Source organism: Aliidongia dinghuensis, from assembly GCF_014643535.1.
Classification (GTDB): Bacteria; Pseudomonadota; Alphaproteobacteria; order ATCC43930; family CGMCC-115725; genus Aliidongia; species Aliidongia dinghuensis.
In genome coordinates this window covers 390,213-409,501 of sequence record NZ_BMJQ01000004.1, presented here as the reverse complement: position 1 = coordinate 409,501, position 19,289 = coordinate 390,213, and the positions used below count along the sequence as shown (strand labels likewise).

Here is a 19,289-nt window from a genome sequence, read left to right as displayed (position 1 = left end):
GCCATGGATACCAGCCACGCCGACGATCCCTACGCCGACATCCGCGATGCCGTCGCCAAGCTGTGCGCACGCTTCCCCGGCGAGTATTGGCGCAAGCTCGACCGGTCGATGGAATATCCGGCCGAATTCGTTCGGGCGCTGACCGAGTCCGGCTATCTCTCGGTGCTGATCCCCGAGGAATATGGCGGCGCCGGCCTGCCGCTGTCGGCCGCGGCGGCGATCCTCGAGACGGTACAGGCGAACGGCTGCAACGGGGCCGCCTGCCACGCCCAGATGTACACGATGGGCACGGTGCTCCGGCACGGCAACGCCCAGCAGAAGGCGGCCTACCTGCCGAAGATCGCAGCCGGTGAGCTCAGGCTGCAGGCGTTCGGCGTGACCGAGCCGACGAGCGGCACCGACACGACCTCACTCCGGACGGTGGCCCGGCGCGAGGGCGACAAGTACATCGTGAACGGCCAGAAGATCTGGACCAGCCGGGCGGAATATTCCGACCTGATGCTGCTGCTCGCGCGCACGACGCCGCGCGATCAGGTCGCGAAGAAGACCGAGGGGCTCTCGACCTTCCTGGTCGATATGCGCGCGGCCTTGGGCCACGGCCTCACCATCCGGCCAATCCGCACGATGATGAACCACAATACGTGCGAGGTCTTCTTCGACAATCTTGAAGTGCCGGCCGAGAACCTGATCGGTGAGGAAGGCCAGGGTTTCCGCTACATCCTGTCGGGCATGAACGCGGAGCGCATCCTGATCGCGTCCGAGTGCATCGGCGATGCCAAATGGTTCATCGGCAAGGCCTCGGCCTATGCCAAGGAGCGCGTCGTGTTCGACCGGCCGATCGGCCGGAACCAGGGCATCCAGTTCCCGATCGCCAAGGCCTACGCCAACATGCGCGCGGCCGAACTCATGGTGCGCGAGGCGCTCCGGCTCTACGAGGCCGGGCAGAACCCGGGCGCCGAGGCGAACATGGCGAAGATGCTGGCGGCCGACGCCTCGTTCGAGGCGGCGAACGCCTGCATCCAGACCCATGGCGGCTTCGGCTTCGCCGAAGAATACGACGTCGAGCGCAAATTCCGCGAGACCCGGCTCTATCAAGTGGCCCCGATCTCGACCAATCTGATCCTGTCCTATCTGGCCGAGCATGTGCTGGGCCTGCCCCGGTCCTATTAGGAGGCGTCAGCCATGCAGCTGGATCTCGCGACGCTCCGGCAATGGATCGGCCGCACCATGGAAGCGGACGACATCGTGACGCCGCGGCTCGCCCAGGAGTACCGCGCAACGCTCGAGCCCAACCTCGCGCCCGTTGCGACCGATGACGCGCCGCTCGCCCTCCATTGGTGCCTGGCGCCGCCGATCACGCCCTTGAGCGGCATCGGCGAGGATGGCCATGCGGCCAAGGGCGAGTTCCTGCCGCCGGTGCCGCTGCCGCGCCGGATGTGGGCCGGCGGTTCGGTCGAGACCCTGGCGCCGCTGCGGGTCGGCGACCATGTGCGCCGCCGCTCCGTCATTGCTGACGTCATGGTCAAGGAAGGCCGCACGGGCACGCTGTGCTTCGTCTCGGTCGACCATGAATACGCGACCGAGCGCGGCGTGGCGCTCACTGAGCGGCATAACATCGTCTATCGCGAAGCGACGAGTGCGACACCCCAGAAGGCGGAGGCCAGCGACGCGCCCGAGCTGCGTCCGCCCCAGTCACGTCTGGCCGACATCACCCGCCATGTCGAGGCGACGCCGGTCCTGCTGTTCCGCTATTCGGCCATGACGTTCAACGGCCATCGGATCCACTACGACCATCCCTATGTCACCGGCGTCGAAGGTTATGCCGGCCTGGTGGTGCACGGGCCGCTGCAGGCGAGCCTGATGTTCAATCTCGCGGCCGAGCTCGGCGGCGCGGCACCCAGCTCGTTCCGCTATCGCGGCGTCTCGCCGCTCATCTCTGGCCAGCGCTTCGCCGTCCGAGGGCGGCGCCATGCCGCGGGCGGGATCCATTGCTGGACCGAGGATGCTGCAGGCAAGATCTGCATGGAGTCCGAAAGCGCTTGAAGAACCGGCCCGAAGAGGCCGGCCTGTAACAAGATTCAACGAACCACACCATTTGGGGGGAGTAAACGATGAAGCATATTTTCGCCGCGGGCATTTTCACGGCGCTGGTCGCGCTCGTCGCGGGCCCAGCCTGGGCGGACGATCCGATCGTCATCAAGTTCAGCCATGTCGTGGCGCCGGACACGCCCAAGGGCAAAGGCGCCGACAAGTTCAAGGAACTGGCCGAGAAATACACGAACGGCAAGGTCCGGATCGAAGTCTATCCCAATTCCCAGCTCTATAAGGACAAGGAAGAGGTCGAGGCGCTGCAGCTGGGGGCCGTTCAGATGCTGGCGCCCTCGCTTGCCAAGTTCGGCCCGCTCGGCGCCAAGGAGTTCGAGGTCTTCGACCTGCCCTACATCATCCCGGACAAGGCGGCACTCCGGCGCGTGACCGACGGCCCCTTGGGCAAGAGCCTGTTCAAGAAGCTCGAGTCGAAGGGCATCGAAGGCCTCGCCTATTGGGACAACGGCTTCAAGATCATGAGCGCCAACAAGCCGCTCAAGACTCCGGCCGACTTCCAGGGCCTGAAGATGCGCATCCAGTCATCCAAGGTGCTGGAGGCGCAGTTCAAGGCGCTGGGCGCGCTTCCCCAGGTCATGGCCTTCTCCGACGTCTATCAGGCGATGCAGACCGGCGTCGTCGACGGTTCGGAGAACACGCCGTCCAACATGTACACGCAGAAGCACTATGAAGTGCAGAAGTACGCGACGCTCTCCAACCACGGCTACATCGGCTACGCCGTCATCGTGAACAAGAAGTTCTGGGACGGGCTGCCGGCCGACATCCGCGATGAGCTCGACAAGGCCATGGCCGAGGCAACGACCTACGTCAACGACCTGTCGCAGAAGGAAAATGACGACGCGCTCGCCCAGATGAAGGCGTCGGGCAAGATCACCTTCATCGACCTCACCGCCGACGAGAAGGCAGCCTGGCGCAAGGCGCTCGACCCGGTCGCGACCGAGATGACCTCGCGCATCGGCAAGGAAACCATCGACGCGTTCCGCCAGGCGACGGCAGCCGCAAACTAGTCGCCGTCCCCGTTGCCGCCCCGACCATCCGATGGGCCCGCCCGTCGGATGCGCCGGGGCGGTCGTGCTTCATGCCTTGGCGGAGAGAAAGCCAGATGCTGCTTCGAATAGTCGATCGGCTGGAAGAGATCCTGATCGCGACGATGATGGCCGGGGCCACGCTCATCATCTTCCTGTCGGTGGTGCAGCGCTTCGCCGTCGGCATACCCCTGCTCTTCCCGATCGCGAGCCAGTTCGACATGGACTGGGCGCAGGAACTCTGCATCTTCATGTTCATCTGGATGGCGAAGTTCGGCGCCGCCTACGGCGTGCGCACCGGCATCCATGTCGGCGTCGACGTGCTGATCAAGCGGCTCGAGCCCAGCCGGCGCAAATGGGTCGTGCTGTTCGGGCTCCTGTGCGGCGCGCTCTTCACCGGCGTCATCGGCACCATGGGCGCCAAGTTCGTCTATGGCCTGATGGGGACCGACCAGACGACACCCGATCTCGAATGGCCGAGCTGGATGGTCTATCTGTGCATCCCGCTCGGCTCCTACCTCATGTGCTTCCGCTTCCTGCAGGTGGCGTGGGCCTTCGCGCGGACCGGCGAGCTGCCGCACCATGACGCGGCCCATGTCGAGGACCTGGTCGGCGAGGACGCCGAGATGGGAGCGCCGGTATGAGCGCCGCGATCATCTTCGGCCTGCTGCTGGCGCTGATGGTGACCGGCATGCCGATCTCGATCGCGCTCGGCCTGTCGGTGCTCACCTTCTTGTTCACCATGACCCAGGTGCCGATCGAGAGCGTCGGGCTGAAGCTCTTCACCGGGCTCGACAATTTCTCGATCATGGCGATCCCGTTCTTCATCCTGGCCGGCACGTTCCTGACCCGTGGCGGCGTGGCGCGCCGCATGGTCGCCTTCACCGCGTCGCTGGTCGGCCACTGGCCGGGCGGGCTGGGCTTGGCCGGCGTCGCCGCCTCGGCCCTGTTCGCCGCCGTCTCGGGCTCGAGCGTCGCGACCGTCGTCGCGATCGGCTCGATCATCCTGCCGGAGATGCTGGAACGCGGCTATCCGCGGCGCTTCGGCGCCGGCGTCATCACGACCTCGGGCGCGCTCGGCATCCTGCTGCCGCCCTCGGTCATCCTGGTGCTGTTCGGCGTCTCGACCAACACCTCGATCGGCGCGCTGTTCATGGCGGGCGTCGTGCCCGGCCTGCTGCTCGCCGCCCTCATGATCGGCGTCACGCTCGTCATCGCCTGGAAGCGCGGCTACCCGCGCATGGCGCGGGCCAGCTGGCGCGAGCGCTGGCGGACGTTCCGCGAGTCCGTGTGGGGCCTGGCGCTCATCGGCATCGTTCTGGGCGGCATCTACGGCGGCATCTTCACGCCGACCGAGGCGGCCGCCATCGCCGCCGTCTATGCCTTCGTCATCGCGGTCTTCGTCTATCGCGACCTCAAGCTCCGCGACGTGCCGAAGGTGCTGCTGAGTGCCGCCAACACCAGCGCCATGTTGCTCTACATCATCACGAACGCGGTGCTGTTCTCGTTCCTGATGACGAACGAGCACATCCCGCAATCCATGGCCGCCTGGATCGTGGCACAGCACTTCAACGTCTGGACCTTCCTGCTCGTGGTCAACATCGTGCTGCTCGCGGCCGGCAACGTGATGGAGCCGACCTCGATCCTGCTGATCATGGCGCCGATCCTGTTTCCGATCGCGACCAGCCTGGGCGTCGACCCGATCCATTTCGGCATCCTGATGGCGGTCAACATGGAGGTCGGCCTCTGCCACCCGCCGGTCGGGCTCAATCTCTACGTCGCCTCCGGCATCGCGCGCATGGGCATCTCGGAACTGACCGTGGCCGTCATGCCCTGGCTCATCGCCATGCTGATGTTCCTGGTTCTGATCAGCTATGTGCCGGCAATCTCGGTCTGGCTGCCGCATTATCTGAAGATGTAGGAAGGAGTCCCATGACCTCGTTTTCCGCAGCAACGGTCGACACCCTGCCGATCGCCAGGCATCTCGACCGCCTGTCGGCACTCGCCGCCCTCGACGGGCGTCGGGTGATCGACGTTGGCTGCGGCGACGGCGCGCTCGTCCGGGCACTCGCCCGCCGGGGTGCCGCGATGACCGGCATCGAGATCGACGCCCGGGCGCTGGCCCCGGCGCTAGCGGCACCGCTGGTAGCGGACGAGCGCTATCTCGAGGGCCGGGCCGAGGCGCTGCCGCTCGGCGACGCCTCGGTCGACGTCGTCCTGTTCTTCAACAGCCTGCATCACGTGCCGGTCGATCTGCTGGCGCGCGCGCTTCACGAGGCCGCGCGCGTGCTCGTCCCCGACGGCCGGCTGCTGGTGGTCGAGCCGATTGCGGCCGGCGGCTATTTCGAGCTGACACGGCTTGTCGAGGACGAGACCTTCGTCCGTGCCAAGGCCTACGAGGCGCTGGGCCGGGCAACCGACTACGGCCTAACGGCGGTCGCCGAGGAGACCTATCGCAATCCCCTCGTCTTCAAGGATTACACCGCGTTCGAGGCGCGGCTTGCGGCGGTCGACCCGGCGCGGGCCCCGATGATCGAACGTCATCGCGCCGAGCTCCGCGCCGCCTTCGAGGTGGCGGCCGAGCAGACACCCGACGGCTACCGCTTCCACCAGCCGACCCGGGCCAATCTTTTCCGGAAATCCTGAGCCGGAGGCTCAGCCGAAGACTTCGCCGACAGGCGGCGCATCCGGTGTCGGCCGGGCGCTCCAGGCCACCCGGTTGCGGCCGGCGTTCTTCGCCTCGTAAAGCCGGACGTCGGCCAGCTTCACCAGCTCCTCCGGCCCCTGCGCATGGCGCGCCGGGACGAGCGTCGCGCCGCCGATGCTGACCGTGACGACATTCGTGACCGGCGAATGGGTATGTGCCAGCGCCAGCGCCTGGACGCTGCGGCGCAGCGTTTCGGCGATCACGATGCCGCCCGCGGCATCGGTCTCGGGCATGATGACGACGAATTCCTCGCCCCCATAGCGGGCGACCAGGTCCATCGTCCGGCGCGCGGTGTTGGCCAGCATGTTCGCGACCTTGCGCAGGCAATCGTCGCCAGCGGCATGGCCGTAATTGTCGTTGTAGGCCTTGAAGCAGTCGACATCGATGATGATGAGCGACAGCGGCGTGCCCTGGCGGCGGGCGCGCAGCCACTCATGGTCGAGCACCTCGTCGAAGCGGCGCCGGTTGGAGATGCCGGTGAGCCCGTCCAGCACCGACAGGCGCTCCAGCATGTCCTGATAGCGCTTCAGCTGCAGATGGTTGCGTACGCGGGCGCGCACGATCGGCGGGCTGAACGGCTTTGCGATATAGTCGATGGCGCCGATCTCGAGGCCCTTGGCCTCGTCGGCCTCCTCGGACAGGCCGGAGATGAAGATCACCGGAACGCCCTTGGTCCGCGGATCGGCCTTCAGGCGGCGGCAAACCTCGTAGCCGTCGAGGCCGGGCATGACCACGTCGAGCAGAATGAGGTCCGGCTGCTCGTCGACGGCAAGCTGCAGCGCCGTTGCGCCATCCATGGCGAACAGGCTGTCGTACTCAACCCCCAGGACCTCGTTCAGAATCTCGATATTCGTCGCGGCGTCGTCGACGATCAAAATTCTGTGCTTTTCAGCCGACATACCGCCTCACGTGCTGGCCACGACACCCCTTCATCGGACCTATGCACGGAGCTTACTATAAATTCTCGAACAAGAAGTTAGCGAAGTGACAGGCGGGCAACCCGTCAGGCGTGCAGCGTCATTTCGTGAAGCCCAGCCCCGGCAGTGCCGCGGTGTGCTGCGCACGCACGGCATCGAGCCGGCTCGGATCCATGCCGAGCGCCTTCAGAATCGTCGGCGCCACCTGCCGCGTTTCGACCGAATCGGCCACCACGCCGGACTTGATGCCGGCGCCGGCGACCAGCAGGGCAACATGAGTGTCGTCGGCGGCGAAACCGCCGTGCTCGGCGAGCTTGGCATTGGTCGGCTTGGTATAGATGACGCCGGGCTGCACTTCGACGAACAGGTTCGGCACACGGGCGTCTTGCGCCGGATCGGCGCCCCACAGCCGCTTCAGCTCGTCGCCCTGATAGACATGGGCGATGCCGAGCTCGTCCTTGCGCGCCATCAGCGCATCGGCGACCGGCTTCGACTGAGCCTCGTCGGCGAGCCACAGCAGCCCGACATCGTCGAGCGTCGCATGCGCCAGGCTGCCCTTCACCGCCTCGTCGACTGCCTTGGTCAGGCTCTTGCCATCGATCTTGCGCACCAGCTTCGGATCGACCGGCGAGTTGCCGTGCTTGCTCGCGAAAATAAGCAGCGTCTTGTCATAGAGGCCCGCGGCGCGCAGCGCGGCCACGATGGTGCCGAGCGAGCGATCCGTATGCGCGAGGCCTTCGGCAAGATCGGCGCTCGGCGTGAAGGCGGCGTCCGTGTAGCCGGCGTATTTCTGGCCGACGCTCACTGCCTGGAAATTGAGTCCGAACACGGTCGGCACCGCGATCTTGCGCGCGCCGGTATGGTCGAGGCCGTTGATCTCGTTGACGAGGGCGGCCACGCGCAGGTCGTCGTTCGCCTCCGTCTTGTGCACGTCGTGGTCCTGCGCGCCGGCCGCGATCTCGGGCGCATAGAAATCGGCGAGCGCCGTGCCATTCCGCCCGGCGAGCAGGTCGTAGGCCGGGTGCTTGTCGAGCCAGGCCGCGGTCTTGCCGGCGGCCGCGACCAGGTCGAACACGGTATTGGTGCGAAGATAGGCGTGCGGCCAGATCGGCTTGCAGCCGTTCGCCGGATCGCGCGGCAGCTTCTTCTCGTCGATGCCGCCGCCGGCGTCGACCGCATCGGGATTGCGGTCGATCGCTTCGTCGAAGTCGGCCGCAGCGCCGCGCGCGGAGCAGTCGGAGCCGGCCGGCGACAGGGTACGGTCCCAGGAGGCGTCGTAATAGATCCCGGTCGCCGCCGGCGTGCCGCCGGTCACCAGCGCCAGCATGCCCGGGAAACTGTCCGACGGCTTCGTGGTCTGGGCATTGTCGTAGAGTTTGCCGCTCTTCGCGAGCTGGGCCAGCGTCGAGCGGCCGTTCGTCTCGATGAAGCGTTTCAGGTCGGCCTGATGCAGCCCGTCGATCGAGATCAGCAGCACATGCTGGTAGCTGGCGGCGTGGGCCGGCGCGGTCGAGAACGCTGCCGCGGCCAGCGTTGCGGCCGTAAGTGCTACGCGCGCGAATTTGCGATTGGATGCCATGGCGTCCCCCTGCCCCGAAGGCGGCGGACTATAGCCAAGCCAGATGACGGTTTGACGTCAATCGGCGAGTGCGGCGGCCACGACCTTGGCGGCGTCGCCCGACGGGCCGGTGCTGGTGCGCAGCGGCAGCTCCTTCAAGAACAGCGCCACGAGGAACGCCACGAAGGAGAGTGATGCCGACAACAGGAACACGCCGTGGAACGCCTCAGCAATCGCCGTCCCGACGGACGACTGCAGCGCCGCCGGGACCGAGGCGATGGCGTCCGGGCCGGCATGGAGCAGCGCCGGCCCCGGCGAACTGCCGAGCACGTCGGCGCCCGGCAGGCTCGGAATGAGGCCGTTCAGCCGGCCGATCAGCACCGCGCCGAACAGCGCCACGCCGAACGAGCCACCCATCGAGCGGAAGAAGGTAATCGAGGCCGTGCCCGATCCCAGATCGCGCACGTCGACCGAATTCTGCACGGCGACCAGCAGGGCCGGCATGATGAGGCCGATGCCGAGGCCGTTCACCGCCAGGAAGACGCAGACCAGCGCCAGCGAGGTGTCGCGCGTCACGGTAGAGAGCAGCAGCGAGCCGAGACAGGTCGTCGCGAGCCCGATCAGCGGGAACCGCTTGTAGCGGCCGATCCGGGCGACGAGCTGGCCGGAGCTGACCGCACCCAGGACTGTGCCGCCCGTGAGCGGGATCAGCATGAGGCCGGACGCATCGGCCGGCATCGCAAATGCCAGCTGCAGGAAGAGCGGCATGAACACGATGCCGCCGAGCATGCAGATCGAAGCGAGCAGGTTCGCCGTATTGGCGACGAAGAACACCGGGTTGTGGAATAGGCGCGGCGGCAGGATCGCCTCGCTCGCCCGCCGTTCCTGGACGATGCAGGCGACGAACAGCACGACCGCGGCGAGGCCGAGAAGCTTGATCGTCAGCGAGTCCCACGGCACTTCCTCGCCGCCCATCGTGGTGACCAGCAGCACGCAGCAGACGGCGGAGACGATGAGGATGGCGCCCAGATAGTCGATCTTGTGGCGGAGCCGCTTCGCTGCAAGCCGCTTCAGCGTGATCTGCGAGGCGATCAGCGCGCCGATGCCGATCGGCAGATTGATCCAGAACACCCAGCGCCAGGTCAGGTGATCGACGAACAGGCCGCCCAGCACGGGGCCGACGACGCTCGCCGCTGCGAACACGCTCGCGATATAGCCCTGGTAGCGCCCGCGCTCACGCGGCGAGATCACGTCGGCGATGGTCGCGTGCGCCATGGCGAGCAGCCCGCCGCCGCCCAGCCCCTGGAGCGCCCGGAACAGGATCAGCTGCACCATGCTGTCGGCAAGGCCGCACAAAAGGCTCGTCAGCACGAACAGGCTGACGGCGATCTGCAGCATGATCTTGCGGCCGTAGAGATCGGATAACTTGCCGTAGATCGGTGTGACCGCGGTCGATGTCAGGAGATAGGCCGAGACGACCCAGGACAGGTGGCTGACGCCCTGCAGGTCGGCCGCCATGCGCGGCAGAGCCGTGGCCACGATCGTCTGGTCGAGTGCCGCCAGGAACATGCCGAGCATCAGCCCGGCGATGATGACGATCGTCTCGCGATGGGAAAAACGGGTCGGGCTCTCGGCGACGGCGGATGGGGCAGCTGACAATGAACGACCTTTCGGACGCGGGCGACCTCCCCTCGCGCAGACGGCGGCGTGACGGACGGAGATCCTTTCAAAGCTCAGCAATAAGGATGAACCCATCCGCCAGGCGGTTGCAGACGCAAAAATCGACGGCCTGGGTGCGGCGCAACGCATGGCGCGCGACGATTTAACCCCAAGTTGTCGATCGTCGAACGGATGTGATATTTTGATTGAATAAGTCGACCGAAGTCATTTGTTCCGCCCAGCGGATCGCGAACCCGCGGCGGAATCCGTTGGGAGGGCGCCGTCATGCCGCAAATCGATCACTTCGTCGTTCTCATGCTGGAAAACCGCGCGTTCGATCATCTGTTTGGATTCCGGCCCGAGGTCCAAGGCCTCACCGGCAAGGAGTTCAACCTCCTCAATCCCGCAGAGGCGCAAAGCCTCGCCAATCCACCCTTCACCGTGGGCACCGGCGCGCCCTTTGCCATCACTGTCGGCCAGGGGCCCGGGCATTCGGTCAAGCAGACCAACATGCAGCTGTTCGGCAACAACGCGGCGACCGGTCCCGTGGCCAACGACGGCTTCGTCAAAAGCTACCAGGTCGAGCTCACGGTCGCCGACCATGTGCCCCATCCGAGCAACGCGGACCTGGGCGTGGTCATGCAGTCATTCTCGGCCGCCCAGCTGCCGGTGCTGAATGCGCTTGCGGACGAATTCGCCGTTTGCGACCAGTGGTACGCCGAGGTGCCGGGCCCGACGCAGCCCAATCGGCTCTATCTGCATGCAGCGACCTCGGCCGGCCACGCGCTCAATGCCTGGTCGGCGCATTTCGACCTCAAGACCATCTACCAGCAGCTGCAGGAGGCCGGCCGGACCTGGGCGACCTATGAGCACGATACGAACGAGGTCCGTTCCTTCACACCGCTGCAGGGCTACACGGCGGCATTCAAGCAGATCGACGCGTTCGCCGCGGATTGCGCATCCGGCAAGCTGCCGAACTACAGCTTCATCGTACCCCGGATGCTGGCCGACAAGGACGGTCAGATGGTCAACAGCCAGCACGCGCCGCACGACGTCCGCTGGGGCGAGGAATTGATCGCCGACGTCTACGAGGCGCTGCGCGCGAACGAGGCGGTCTGGCAGTCGAGCGTGCTGGTCATCGTCTATGACGAGCACGGCGGCTTCTACGATCATGTGACGCCGCCGGCCGCCACCAGCCCGGACGGCAAGAACTCGCCCACGGCGAACGATCCAAGCTATGCGCCGTCGTTCCAATTCGACCGACTGGGGCTCCGGGTCGGCGCCGTGGTGGTCTCGCCGTGGATCGCCAAAGGCACGATCTGGCATCAGAAGCTGCAGCACACTTCGGTCATGAAGACGGCTCGCGAGCTGTTCGGCGTCGCGGGAAACCTGACCAGCCGGGACGCCGAGGCCGCATCGTTTGCCGGGTTGCTCTCGTTGACGGCACCGCGCACCGACGCGCCCGCGAAACTACCGCGCGGGCCGCTGCCGACCCTCCCTGCCACGACCGATCCGAGCCATCCGGCGAACCAGCCGCTCGACCCGCTGCAGCAAGGCCTGCTCCTGGGCGTGCATCATCTGACCCGGGCGAGCCACCCGCAGGACGCGGCCGAGCTGCTGCCCAAGACCCAGGGCGAGGCGTCCGACTACATCAAGTCGCGGATCCACAACCATTTTGCAGGTCCCGCGGTAGCGTGAGTCCGAGGTTCAGACGGCGAAGCCGCAGGCCCTGAGCGCCGGCAACATGTGGCGCGGCGGCGGTGCCACGACCTCGACGCGGGCACCGTCGAGGTCGAAGGCAACGGCGCGGGCATGGAGATGCAGCCGCTCGCCGGGGCCGGCCGGCCGGCCGTATGCCATGTCGCCCACGACCGGGCAGCCGAGGAACGCGCAATGCACGCGGATCTGGTGGGTGCGTCCGGTCTCGGGGGCGAGCTCGAGCCAGGTGCGGCCGTCGCCGCTCCCAAGCGTGCGGTAGCGCGTCGCCGCTGGCTGGCCGTTCTTGTCGACGACGCTCGTCCAGTCGCCTGCGCGGCGCACGCGCCGGAGTGCCCGGTCGACCCGCCCGTCCGGCGCGGGCGGCGCGCCCTCGACCACGGCCCAATAGGTCTTCTCGACAAGGCCGTCGGCGAACAGCTGGTTGAGCCGCCGCAGCATCGCCGGCGTGCGGCCCAGCACCAGGCAGCCGCTCGTATCTTTGTCGAGCCGGTGGGCGAGGCCCGGCAGGTCCGGCAGGCCGAGGCGCAGCGCGTCGAAATGATCCTCGAGGCTCGCCCACGTGCCCGGCGCCCGATGCACGGCCAAGCCCGCCGGCTTGTCGAGCACCAGGATCTCGTCGGAGCGCCAGAGGATGCGGCCGGTGATCTCGTCCGGCGTCACTGTCAGAGCTCGGCGACCAGGCCGTCGTAGCCCGGCTCGACGCCCGGCGGCAGCTGGCGGCGGATCACGTCGAAGTCGCTGCTCTGGTCCATGTGCGTGAAGATCGCCCGGCGCGGCTTCAGTCGGTCAATCCAGTCGAGCGTGCGCTCCAGATGGCTATGGGTCGGATGCGGCGCCTCGCGCAGGCAATCGACGACCCAGAGCTCGATGCCGGCGAGCGCCTCGAAGGCCGCCTCGTTCAGCTGCACCACGTCGGTCGAATAGGCGAAATTGCCGATGCGGAAGCCCCAGGACCGGCTGAAGCCGTGGTCCTGTTCGAACGGCACGACGGGGATGCCTGCGGCCACGAACGGGCCGTCCATCTCGTGCGCGACCAGCACCGGCCGATAAAAATTGCTCACGGCCGGATCGTCGACCACGGCATAGCCGAAGCGCTGCCGGATGTCGGCCAGCGTCTCGGGCGCCGCCCAGAACGGGATGGGCCGGCCCATCAGGCGATTGACGGCGCGCAGGTCGTCGATGCCGTGGGTATGGTCGGCATGGCTGTGGGTGAACAGCAGCGCGTCGATGTGCCGGCATTCGACCGCGAGCAGTTGCGCGCGGAGGTCGGGGCCGGCGTCGACGAGGATGGTCTTGCGGCCGCCCTCGGCATCCGTCGCCTCGACCAGGATCGAGGGGCGCAAGCGCCGGTTTCGCGGGTTCTTGGGGTCGCACAGGCCCCAGTCGCCGACCGGCGTCGGCACGCCCTGCGAGCCGCCGCAGCCGAGGATGGTGACGCGCAGCCGGCTCATGCCGCCTTCGCGGCCTTGGTGAACAGGCGGTGGAAATTCTCCGTCGTGACCTCCGCCAGCGCCTCGGGCGAGACGCCCTTCATCGCGGCGATGGCGGCGGCGGTATGGACGACGAAAGCCGGCTCGTTGCGCTTGCCGCGCATCGGCACCGGCGCCAGGTACGGTGCGTCGGTCTCGACCAGAAGCCGGTCGAGCGGCACCGCCTTGACGATCTCGCGCAGGTCGGCCGCGTTCTTGAACGTGACGATGCCGGAGAACGAGACATAGAATCCCAGATCGAGCCCGCGCATGGCGAGATCGCGGCCGGACGTGAAGCAGTGCAGCACACCGGTGAGCCGGCCACCGTCGCTCTCCTCCGAAAGGAGCCGCGCCGTGTCCTCGTCCGCCTCGCGGGTGTGCACGACCATCGGCACCTGGGCCTGCTTCGCCGCCCGGGCGTGGGTGCGGAACACCTGGGCCTGCCGGTCGCGCGGTGCGTAGTCATAGTGATAGTCGAGGCCGCACTCGCCGATGCCGATCACCTTCGGGTGCGCAGCGAACGCGACGAGCGCCGCTTCGTCCGTGTCGGGCTCGCTCGCCGCCTCGTGCGGATGGATGCCGACCGTGCACCAGATGTCCGGGTCGGCCTCGGCGATGGCACGGATCGCCGGGAACTCGGTGATCTTGGTGCAGATCGTCACCATCGTGCCGACCCCGGCCCGCCGGGCGCGCGCGACGACCTCGCCGCGCTCGGCGGCGAAGTCATCGAAGTCCAGGTGGCAATGGCTGTCGACGAGCCGGGGCAGCGCGCTCATGCCGTCTTCGTCTCGTAGCGCGGGAACACGCCCTGCGGCGCCGGCAGCGGCGTGCCGGCCGCGATCGGGCCGCGCGCGATCGCCGTGAAGTCGCGCGCGTCCGCCGGCAAGGCCAGCAGATCCAGCATCTTGGCGCCGGCATCCGGCATGACCGGCTGCACCAGGATGCCGAGGATACGGATGACCTCGACCAGCACACCCAGCACGGTCGCCATCCGGGTGACGTCGGTCTTCTTCAGCGTCCAGGGCGCCTGCTGGTCGATATAGAGATTGGCGGCGTCACTCACCGCCCAGAGCTGGGCCAGCGTGTGATGCAGCTCGCATTTCTCCATCGACGCGCGCATCGCCGGCAGAAGGCCGCGGGCCTCAGCCAGCAGCGCCTCGTCCTCGGCCGTAAGCGCGCCCAGCGTCGGGGCTGCAGCGGCGCAGTTCTTCTGCACCTGGCTCAAGACACGCTGCGTCAGGTTGCCGAGATTGTTCGCAAGGTCGGCATTGATCCGGTTGATCATCGCCTTTTGCGAGAAGTCGCCGTCCTGGCCGAACGGCACCTCGCGCAGCAGGAAATAGCGCGTCTGGTCGAGCCCGTAGGTCCGGATGAGATCGAACGGGTCGATCGTGTTGCCGAGCGACTTCGAGATCTTCTGGCCCTCGTTCGTCCACCAGCCGTGGGCGAACACGGACTTGGGCGGCTCGAGCCCGGCCGCCATCAGGAACGCCGGCCAATAGACCGCATGGAAGCGCACGATGTCCTTGCCGACGACATGCAGGTTGGCCGGCCAGAACGCCTTGTAGGCGTCGGCGTCCGTATCGGGATAGCCGACAGCCGTGATGTAGTTGGTGAGCGCGTCGAGCCAGACATACATCACGTGGGCCGGGTCGTTCGGCACCGGCACGCCCCAGCGGAAGCTGGTGCGCGAGACGGAGAGATCGCGCAGGCCCGACTTGACGAAGCTCACGACCTCATTGCGCCGGGTCTCCGGGCCGATGAAGCCGGGGTTCTTGTCATAGAACTCCAGGAGTCGGTCGCCCCAGGCCGATAGCCGGAAGAAATAGCTGGGCTCCTCGACCCACTCGACCGGCGCACCCGTCGGCGCCTTGCCGTCGATGAGGTCGGCCTCGGTGTAGAAGGTCTCGTCGCGCACCGAGTACCAGCCGGCGTAGGAGCCCAGATAGATCTCGCCACGGTCGACCAGTCGCTGCCACAGCGCCTGGCAGGACGCGATGTGGCGCGGCTCGGTCGTGCGGATGAAATCGTCGTTCGAGATGTTGAGCGCACGGGCGAGCGCGCGGAAATGCTCCGACACCTCGTCGCAGAACGCGAGCGGTTCCAGGCCGGCAGCGGCGGCCGACTTCTCGACCTTCTGGCCGTGCTCGTCGGTCCCGGTCAGGAAATGCACTGGGCGCCCGTCAAGCCGCATGAAGCGGGCCAGCACGTCGCACGCGAGCGTCGTGTACGCGTGGCCGATGTGCGGCTTGTCGTTGACGTAATAGATCGGCGTGGTGATGTAAAAGGGCCGCCCGTCGGGCATCCTGCTCTCCCGGTTCATGGAGCCCGCTCGGAACGTCGCCCGGGGACGTCGGCGCGCCGTCAGCGCGCGGCCGCACCCAGGGTAAGGAATGCGTCGAGCACGACCTGCTTGCGATCGAGATTTACGGCATCCGCCCGTCCGAACAAGGCGCGCAGGTTTTCCCACACCTCGACCCATTGATCAAGGCGGCCGAACCCGGACAAGCGCCGCATGAGCACGCCCTCACCCGGCAGCACTTCGCGGACGCCGCCTTCCGCGGCCCCTGCCACCATGCGTGCGAGGAAGTCGATCAGCAGGTCGGTGAGCGTGCGGTAGAGCTCGTCCGCCTCGCCGCGCGCCGCCGCGTCGGCCAGGCGGTGAAGCCTGACGCCGTCGAGCCGCGGCAGGGTCTCGAGCAGCCCCACCATCTCGCGATAAAGCACCAGCCCCTCGGCGTCGGCGAGCTCGAGCGCCCGCCCGATCGAGCCGTCCGCCATGCGCGCCAGCACCAGCGCGTCCTCGCCCGAGAGGTCCGGCCGGTGGTCCAGCAGCAGGCGCGCCACCTCGTCGGACGCAAGCGCCTGCAGATTGAGCTTGCGGCAGCGCGAGCGGATGGTCGGCAGCAGCCGGCCCGGCGCGTGGCAGACCAGCAGCAGCAGCGCCTGGCGCGGCGGCTCCTCAAGAACCTTGAGCAAGGCGTTGGCGGCATTGCGGTTCATCTCGTCGGCGCTGTCGATGATCACGATGCGCCAGCCGCCCTCGGCCGATGTCAAGCGCAGGAAGCTTGAGATCTCGCGCACGTCGTCGACCACGATCTCGCCGCGCATCTTCTTGCGCTTGGGATCATAGCCGCGCTCGACGGTCAGGAGGTCGGCATGGCCGCCGGCGGAAATACGCCGGGCGACCGGATGGTCCGGCTCGACTCTGAGGCTGGTCGGCGCCGCGACCTCGCCGAACAGCGACGGGCCGGCGTCCGCCGCACCCGCCCCGGCCAGGAGCCAGCGGGCGAAACGGAAGGCGAGCGTCGCCTTGCCGATACCGCGCGGGCCGCCGAGGATGATCGCATGGGGCAGCCGGCCCGAGGCCGCGGTCTGCAGCAGGCTCTGTTCGGCAACCGCATGGCCGAACAGGTCGGGGTTCCGGCGCGGCGCGCGTGGATCGACCTCGGTCTCCTCGCCCTGCGCTGCGCCCGCCGCCATGCCGTCCCCTGGATCTCAACCGCCCGATCGCGGCACCAGACCATAAGGGCGGCCGGCTTGGCAATCACGCCATATGCGGCTTGAGCAGGCCGAAACGCAGCGCCAGCCACACAGCGCACGAAGCCGCAAGCGCCGCGCAAGATTTCGTGAGGTACCAGATCACAGCCTGACGCTGCGCAGTGCCTCGGCCAGCTGCACCACGATCGGGTCCTGGCGATCGCCCTCGCGGTGGAACAGCACGAATTCGCCGTCCGGCAGCGTGGGCGCGCCTTCCTCGGCGCCGACCGTCCTCAGTTGCGGCGTCATGACGCTCACCGGCAGCGGCGTGATCGCGAGGCCGGCCGCGGCGGCGGCTTTGACACCCGAAAAGCTCGGGCTGACATAGACGATCTCGTAGGTCCGATCCTCCGCGCGGAGCCGGTCGAGCGCCGCTTGCCGATAGACGCATGGCTCCGGGAAGAACGCGAGCGGCAGCGGCGCTGCCGGATCGAGCCGCTCCTGGTCGCGCCCGTAGGCCCAGACGATCGGCTCGCGCCACAGCACCTCGCCGCGCGTCTCGTTCGCCTGCCGCTTGGCCAGCACGAGGTCGAGATCGAAATTGTCGAGCGCCTGGACCAGGTTGCGGCTCATGCCGACCTCGACCGTGAGACGGACGCGCGGATGGCTCCGACGGAACGCGGCCAGCGCCTGGGCGAGCCCGCCGCTCGCAAAGTCTTCCGACGTGCCGAGCCGCACGCTGCCGGCGAGCCCGTCGAGCGCCGCGAATTCGCGGCGTGCCGCATCCTGCAGCCGGAGGATGCCGCGGGCATAGCCAAGCAGGGTCTCGCCGTCGGGCGTCAATGTCACCTGGCGCGTGGTCCTGGCCAGCAAGGCCCGCCCGGCCTGTTGCTCCAGTCGCTTGATCTGGAAGCTCACGGTCGATTGCGTCGAATTGAGGCGTTCGGCGGCGCGCGTGAAGCTGCTCAAGTCCGCCACCGCCGCAAAGGCGCGCAAAAGCTCCGGGTCGAACATCGCGAGCTCATTCATCGAAATTACCGATATATCAGCGCAGAGAAAATCATTTATCCGATGAGACGGCAAGCTCTAGCCTGCGGCCTGCAGAAAGAGATCGGAGGGCTCGATGACTCACACCCAGATCGTCGCGACCAGTGTGCTGGACATCGCTTGCGAAATTTCAGGGCCAGATGGCGGGACGCCGGTCATTCTGCTCCATGGCTGGCCGGATGATACCCGGACGTGGGATCGGGTCCTGCCGGCGCTACACAGCAGCGGCTGCCGCACCTATGTGCCCTATCTGCGCGGCTTCGGGCGCACGCGCTTTCGCGCGGCCGAGACCATGCGCTCCGGCCAAGTGTCCGCGCTCGGGCGCGATGTGCTCGAGCTCGCCGATGGGCTGGGCCTCGAGCGGTTTGCCGTCATCGGCCATGACTGGGGTGCCAGGGCGGCCTATGTCGCCACCTGCCTGGCGCCCGATCGAGTAACCCATTGCGTCACGCTGTCGGTCGGCTGGGGCACGAACAGCCCCGACCAGCCGCTGTCGCTGCGCCAGGTCCAGAATTACTGGTATCACTGGTACATGGCGCTCGACCGCGGCGAGCGGCTCGTCCGCGAGGAGCGACGCGCCTTCACGCACCATATCTGGCGCGCGTGGACGCCGAACTGGGACCTATCCGACGCGGAATTCGCCGCGACGGCCGCCGCGTTCGACAATCCGGACTGGGCGGAGGTCGTGCTGCATTCCTATCGCGTCCGCTGGGGGCTTGCCGCGACCGATCCGCGCTATGCGGAGACCGAGCGGCGCCTGGCCGACGATCCGCGGATCGCATCCCCGACGCTGCTGCTGCACGGCGCCGCCGATCCGTGCAACGAGCCGGCGACCTCCGAGGGCAAGGAAGGCTTATTCACCAGCACCTATCGGCGCGTGCTGCTGGACGGCGTCGGCCATTTCCCGCAGCGGGAGGCGGCCGACCACGTCGCTGCCGAAATCCTGGCTTTCCTCGGTTAAGGCAGTGCGACCCCAAGGCGACGCTCGACCTCTTGCGTGATCGCCGCGGCCACCTCGTCGAGCGGCCGGCTCGCGTCGATCACGGCGCAGCGCTTCGGCTCGGCCGCGGCGATGGCGAGGAAGCCCTGGCGCACGCGCTCGTGGAACGCGTCGTCGCGCTGCTCGAACCGGTCGTTGGCGCCGCGCCGGGCTGCGGCACGCGCCCGGCCGACCGCGACCGGCAGGTCGAGGATCAGCGTCATGTCGGGCGCGAAGGGGCCGCGCGCGACTTTGCCCAGCGCGTCGATCACGGCTCGGTCGAGCCCGCTGCCGGCGCCCTGGTAGGCCCGGGTCGAATCCTCGAACCGGTCGCACAGCACCCATTGGCCCTGGTCGAGGGCGGGCCAGACCGTGCGCACCAGATGGTCGCGCCGCGCGGCATACATGAGCAGTGCTTCGGTGACGCTGTCCCAGCGCTCGACGCCGCCGCCGAGCAGCAGGTTGCGGATCTCCTCCGCCCCAGGCGCACCGCCGGGCTCGCGCGTCTCGACGACGCCGAAGCCCGCGGCGCGCAACCGCTCGGCCAGCCGCTTGATCTGCGTCGACTTGCCAGCGCCCTCGCCGCCCTCGAGTGTCACGAACCGACCGTGCGGCATGGCGCG

Annotated in this window: 18 protein-coding genes; 8 read left to right on the top strand and 10 right to left on the bottom strand. The window is 67.7% G+C overall.

The features are described 5' to 3' along the window. Positions 1–3 precede the first annotated feature (3 nt). The 6 genes from IEY58_RS10205 to IEY58_RS10180 all read left to right on the top strand — a co-directional run bounded on the left by IEY58_RS10205 (position 4) and on the right by IEY58_RS10180 (position 5,777). Positions 4–1,170, top strand: coding sequence for an acyl-CoA dehydrogenase family protein (locus IEY58_RS10205; protein ID WP_189045206.1), 1,167 nt, complete (start codon positions 4–6; stop codon positions 1,168–1,170). A 12-nt stretch (positions 1,171–1,182) separates the two neighbouring features. Continuing rightward, complete coding sequence (locus tag IEY58_RS10200; RefSeq protein WP_189045204.1) at positions 1,183–2,043, top strand: FAS1-like dehydratase domain-containing protein; 861 nt, start codon at positions 1,183–1,185, stop codon at positions 2,041–2,043. Positions 2,044–2,111: 68 nt separating this feature from the next. Further along, on the top strand, positions 2,112–3,113 hold the full coding sequence (locus IEY58_RS10195) for a TRAP transporter substrate-binding protein (RefSeq protein ID WP_189045202.1): 1,002 nt from the start codon (positions 2,112–2,114) through the stop codon (positions 3,111–3,113). A 95-nt stretch (positions 3,114–3,208) separates the two neighbouring features. Continuing rightward, complete coding sequence (locus IEY58_RS10190; protein WP_189045200.1) at positions 3,209–3,775, top strand: TRAP transporter small permease; 567 nt, start codon at positions 3,209–3,211, stop codon at positions 3,773–3,775. Beyond that, positions 3,772–5,052, top strand: coding sequence for a TRAP transporter large permease (locus IEY58_RS10185; protein WP_189045198.1), 1,281 nt, complete (start codon positions 3,772–3,774; stop codon positions 5,050–5,052). Before IEY58_RS10190 ends, IEY58_RS10185 begins: the two co-directional genes overlap by 4 nt. A gap of 11 nt (positions 5,053–5,063) precedes the next feature. Further along, positions 5,064–5,777, top strand: coding sequence for a class I SAM-dependent methyltransferase (locus IEY58_RS10180; RefSeq protein WP_189045196.1), 714 nt, complete (start codon positions 5,064–5,066; stop codon positions 5,775–5,777). Between the two features lie 9 nt (positions 5,778–5,786). Here the strand turns inward: IEY58_RS10180 and IEY58_RS10175 are convergent, their stop codons facing one another. From IEY58_RS10175 to IEY58_RS10165, 3 genes are all read right to left on the bottom strand, one after another. Next, positions 5,787–6,713, bottom strand: coding sequence for a diguanylate cyclase (locus IEY58_RS10175; protein WP_229743627.1), 927 nt, complete (start codon positions 6,711–6,713; stop codon positions 5,787–5,789). A gap of 142 nt (positions 6,714–6,855) precedes the next feature. Further along, complete coding sequence (locus IEY58_RS10170; RefSeq protein ID WP_189045192.1) at positions 6,856–8,334, bottom strand: alkaline phosphatase family protein; 1,479 nt, start codon at positions 8,332–8,334, stop codon at positions 6,856–6,858. A 57-nt stretch (positions 8,335–8,391) separates the two neighbouring features. Beyond that, positions 8,392–9,972 carry an MDR family MFS transporter gene (locus tag IEY58_RS10165; RefSeq protein WP_189045190.1) on the bottom strand — a complete coding sequence of 527 codons (1,581 nt, stop codon included), beginning with the start codon at positions 9,970–9,972 and terminating at the stop codon, positions 8,392–8,394. A gap of 285 nt (positions 9,973–10,257) precedes the next feature. Between IEY58_RS10165 and IEY58_RS10160 the strand changes: the two genes are divergently transcribed. Continuing rightward, complete coding sequence (locus IEY58_RS10160; protein WP_189045188.1) at positions 10,258–11,670, top strand: alkaline phosphatase family protein; 1,413 nt, start codon at positions 10,258–10,260, stop codon at positions 11,668–11,670. A 9-nt stretch (positions 11,671–11,679) separates the two neighbouring features. Here the strand turns inward: IEY58_RS10160 and IEY58_RS10155 are convergent, their stop codons facing one another. The 6 genes from IEY58_RS10155 to IEY58_RS10130 all read right to left on the bottom strand — a co-directional run bounded on the left by IEY58_RS10155 (position 11,680) and on the right by IEY58_RS10130 (position 17,669). Beyond that, positions 11,680–12,351, bottom strand: a complete 672-nt coding sequence (locus IEY58_RS10155) for an RluA family pseudouridine synthase (protein ID WP_189045186.1) — start codon at positions 12,349–12,351, stop codon at positions 11,680–11,682. Positions 12,352–12,353: 2 nt separating this feature from the next. Beyond that, positions 12,354–13,142, bottom strand: a complete 789-nt coding sequence (locus IEY58_RS10150; protein WP_229743626.1) for an MBL fold metallo-hydrolase — start codon at positions 13,140–13,142, stop codon at positions 12,354–12,356. Beyond that, positions 13,139–13,936 carry a TatD family hydrolase gene (locus IEY58_RS10145; protein WP_189045184.1) on the bottom strand — a complete coding sequence of 266 codons (798 nt, stop codon included), beginning with the start codon at positions 13,934–13,936 and terminating at the stop codon, positions 13,139–13,141. Before IEY58_RS10145 ends, IEY58_RS10150 begins: the two co-directional genes overlap by 4 nt. Beyond that, a complete protein-coding gene (gene metG, locus IEY58_RS10140) occupies positions 13,933–15,465 on the bottom strand; it encodes a methionine--tRNA ligase (protein ID WP_189045182.1) in 1,533 nt (510 codons plus the stop codon). Before metG ends, IEY58_RS10145 begins: the two co-directional genes overlap by 4 nt. A 59-nt stretch (positions 15,466–15,524) precedes the next feature. After that, positions 15,525–16,643, bottom strand: coding sequence for a DNA polymerase III subunit delta' (locus tag IEY58_RS10135; protein WP_189045180.1), 1,119 nt, complete (start codon positions 16,641–16,643; stop codon positions 15,525–15,527). Between the two features lie 159 nt (positions 16,644–16,802). Next, the gene (locus IEY58_RS10130; RefSeq protein WP_189045178.1) at positions 16,803–17,669 is read right to left on the bottom strand and encodes a LysR substrate-binding domain-containing protein; all 867 of its coding nucleotides are present in this window, start codon (positions 17,667–17,669) and stop codon (positions 16,803–16,805) included. Positions 17,670–17,763: 94 nt separating this feature from the next. Here IEY58_RS10130 and IEY58_RS10125 point away from each other — a divergent pair, with 94 nt between their 5' ends. After that, complete coding sequence (locus IEY58_RS10125; RefSeq protein ID WP_189045176.1) at positions 17,764–18,648, top strand: alpha/beta fold hydrolase; 885 nt, start codon at positions 17,764–17,766, stop codon at positions 18,646–18,648. Here IEY58_RS10125 and tmk read toward each other — a convergent pair. Further along, a complete protein-coding gene (gene tmk, locus IEY58_RS10120; RefSeq protein WP_189045174.1) occupies positions 18,645–19,283 on the bottom strand; it encodes a dTMP kinase in 639 nt (212 codons plus the stop codon). The two genes, IEY58_RS10125 and tmk, sit on opposite strands and share 4 nt — an antisense overlap. Positions 19,284–19,289: the final 6 nt, after the last annotated feature.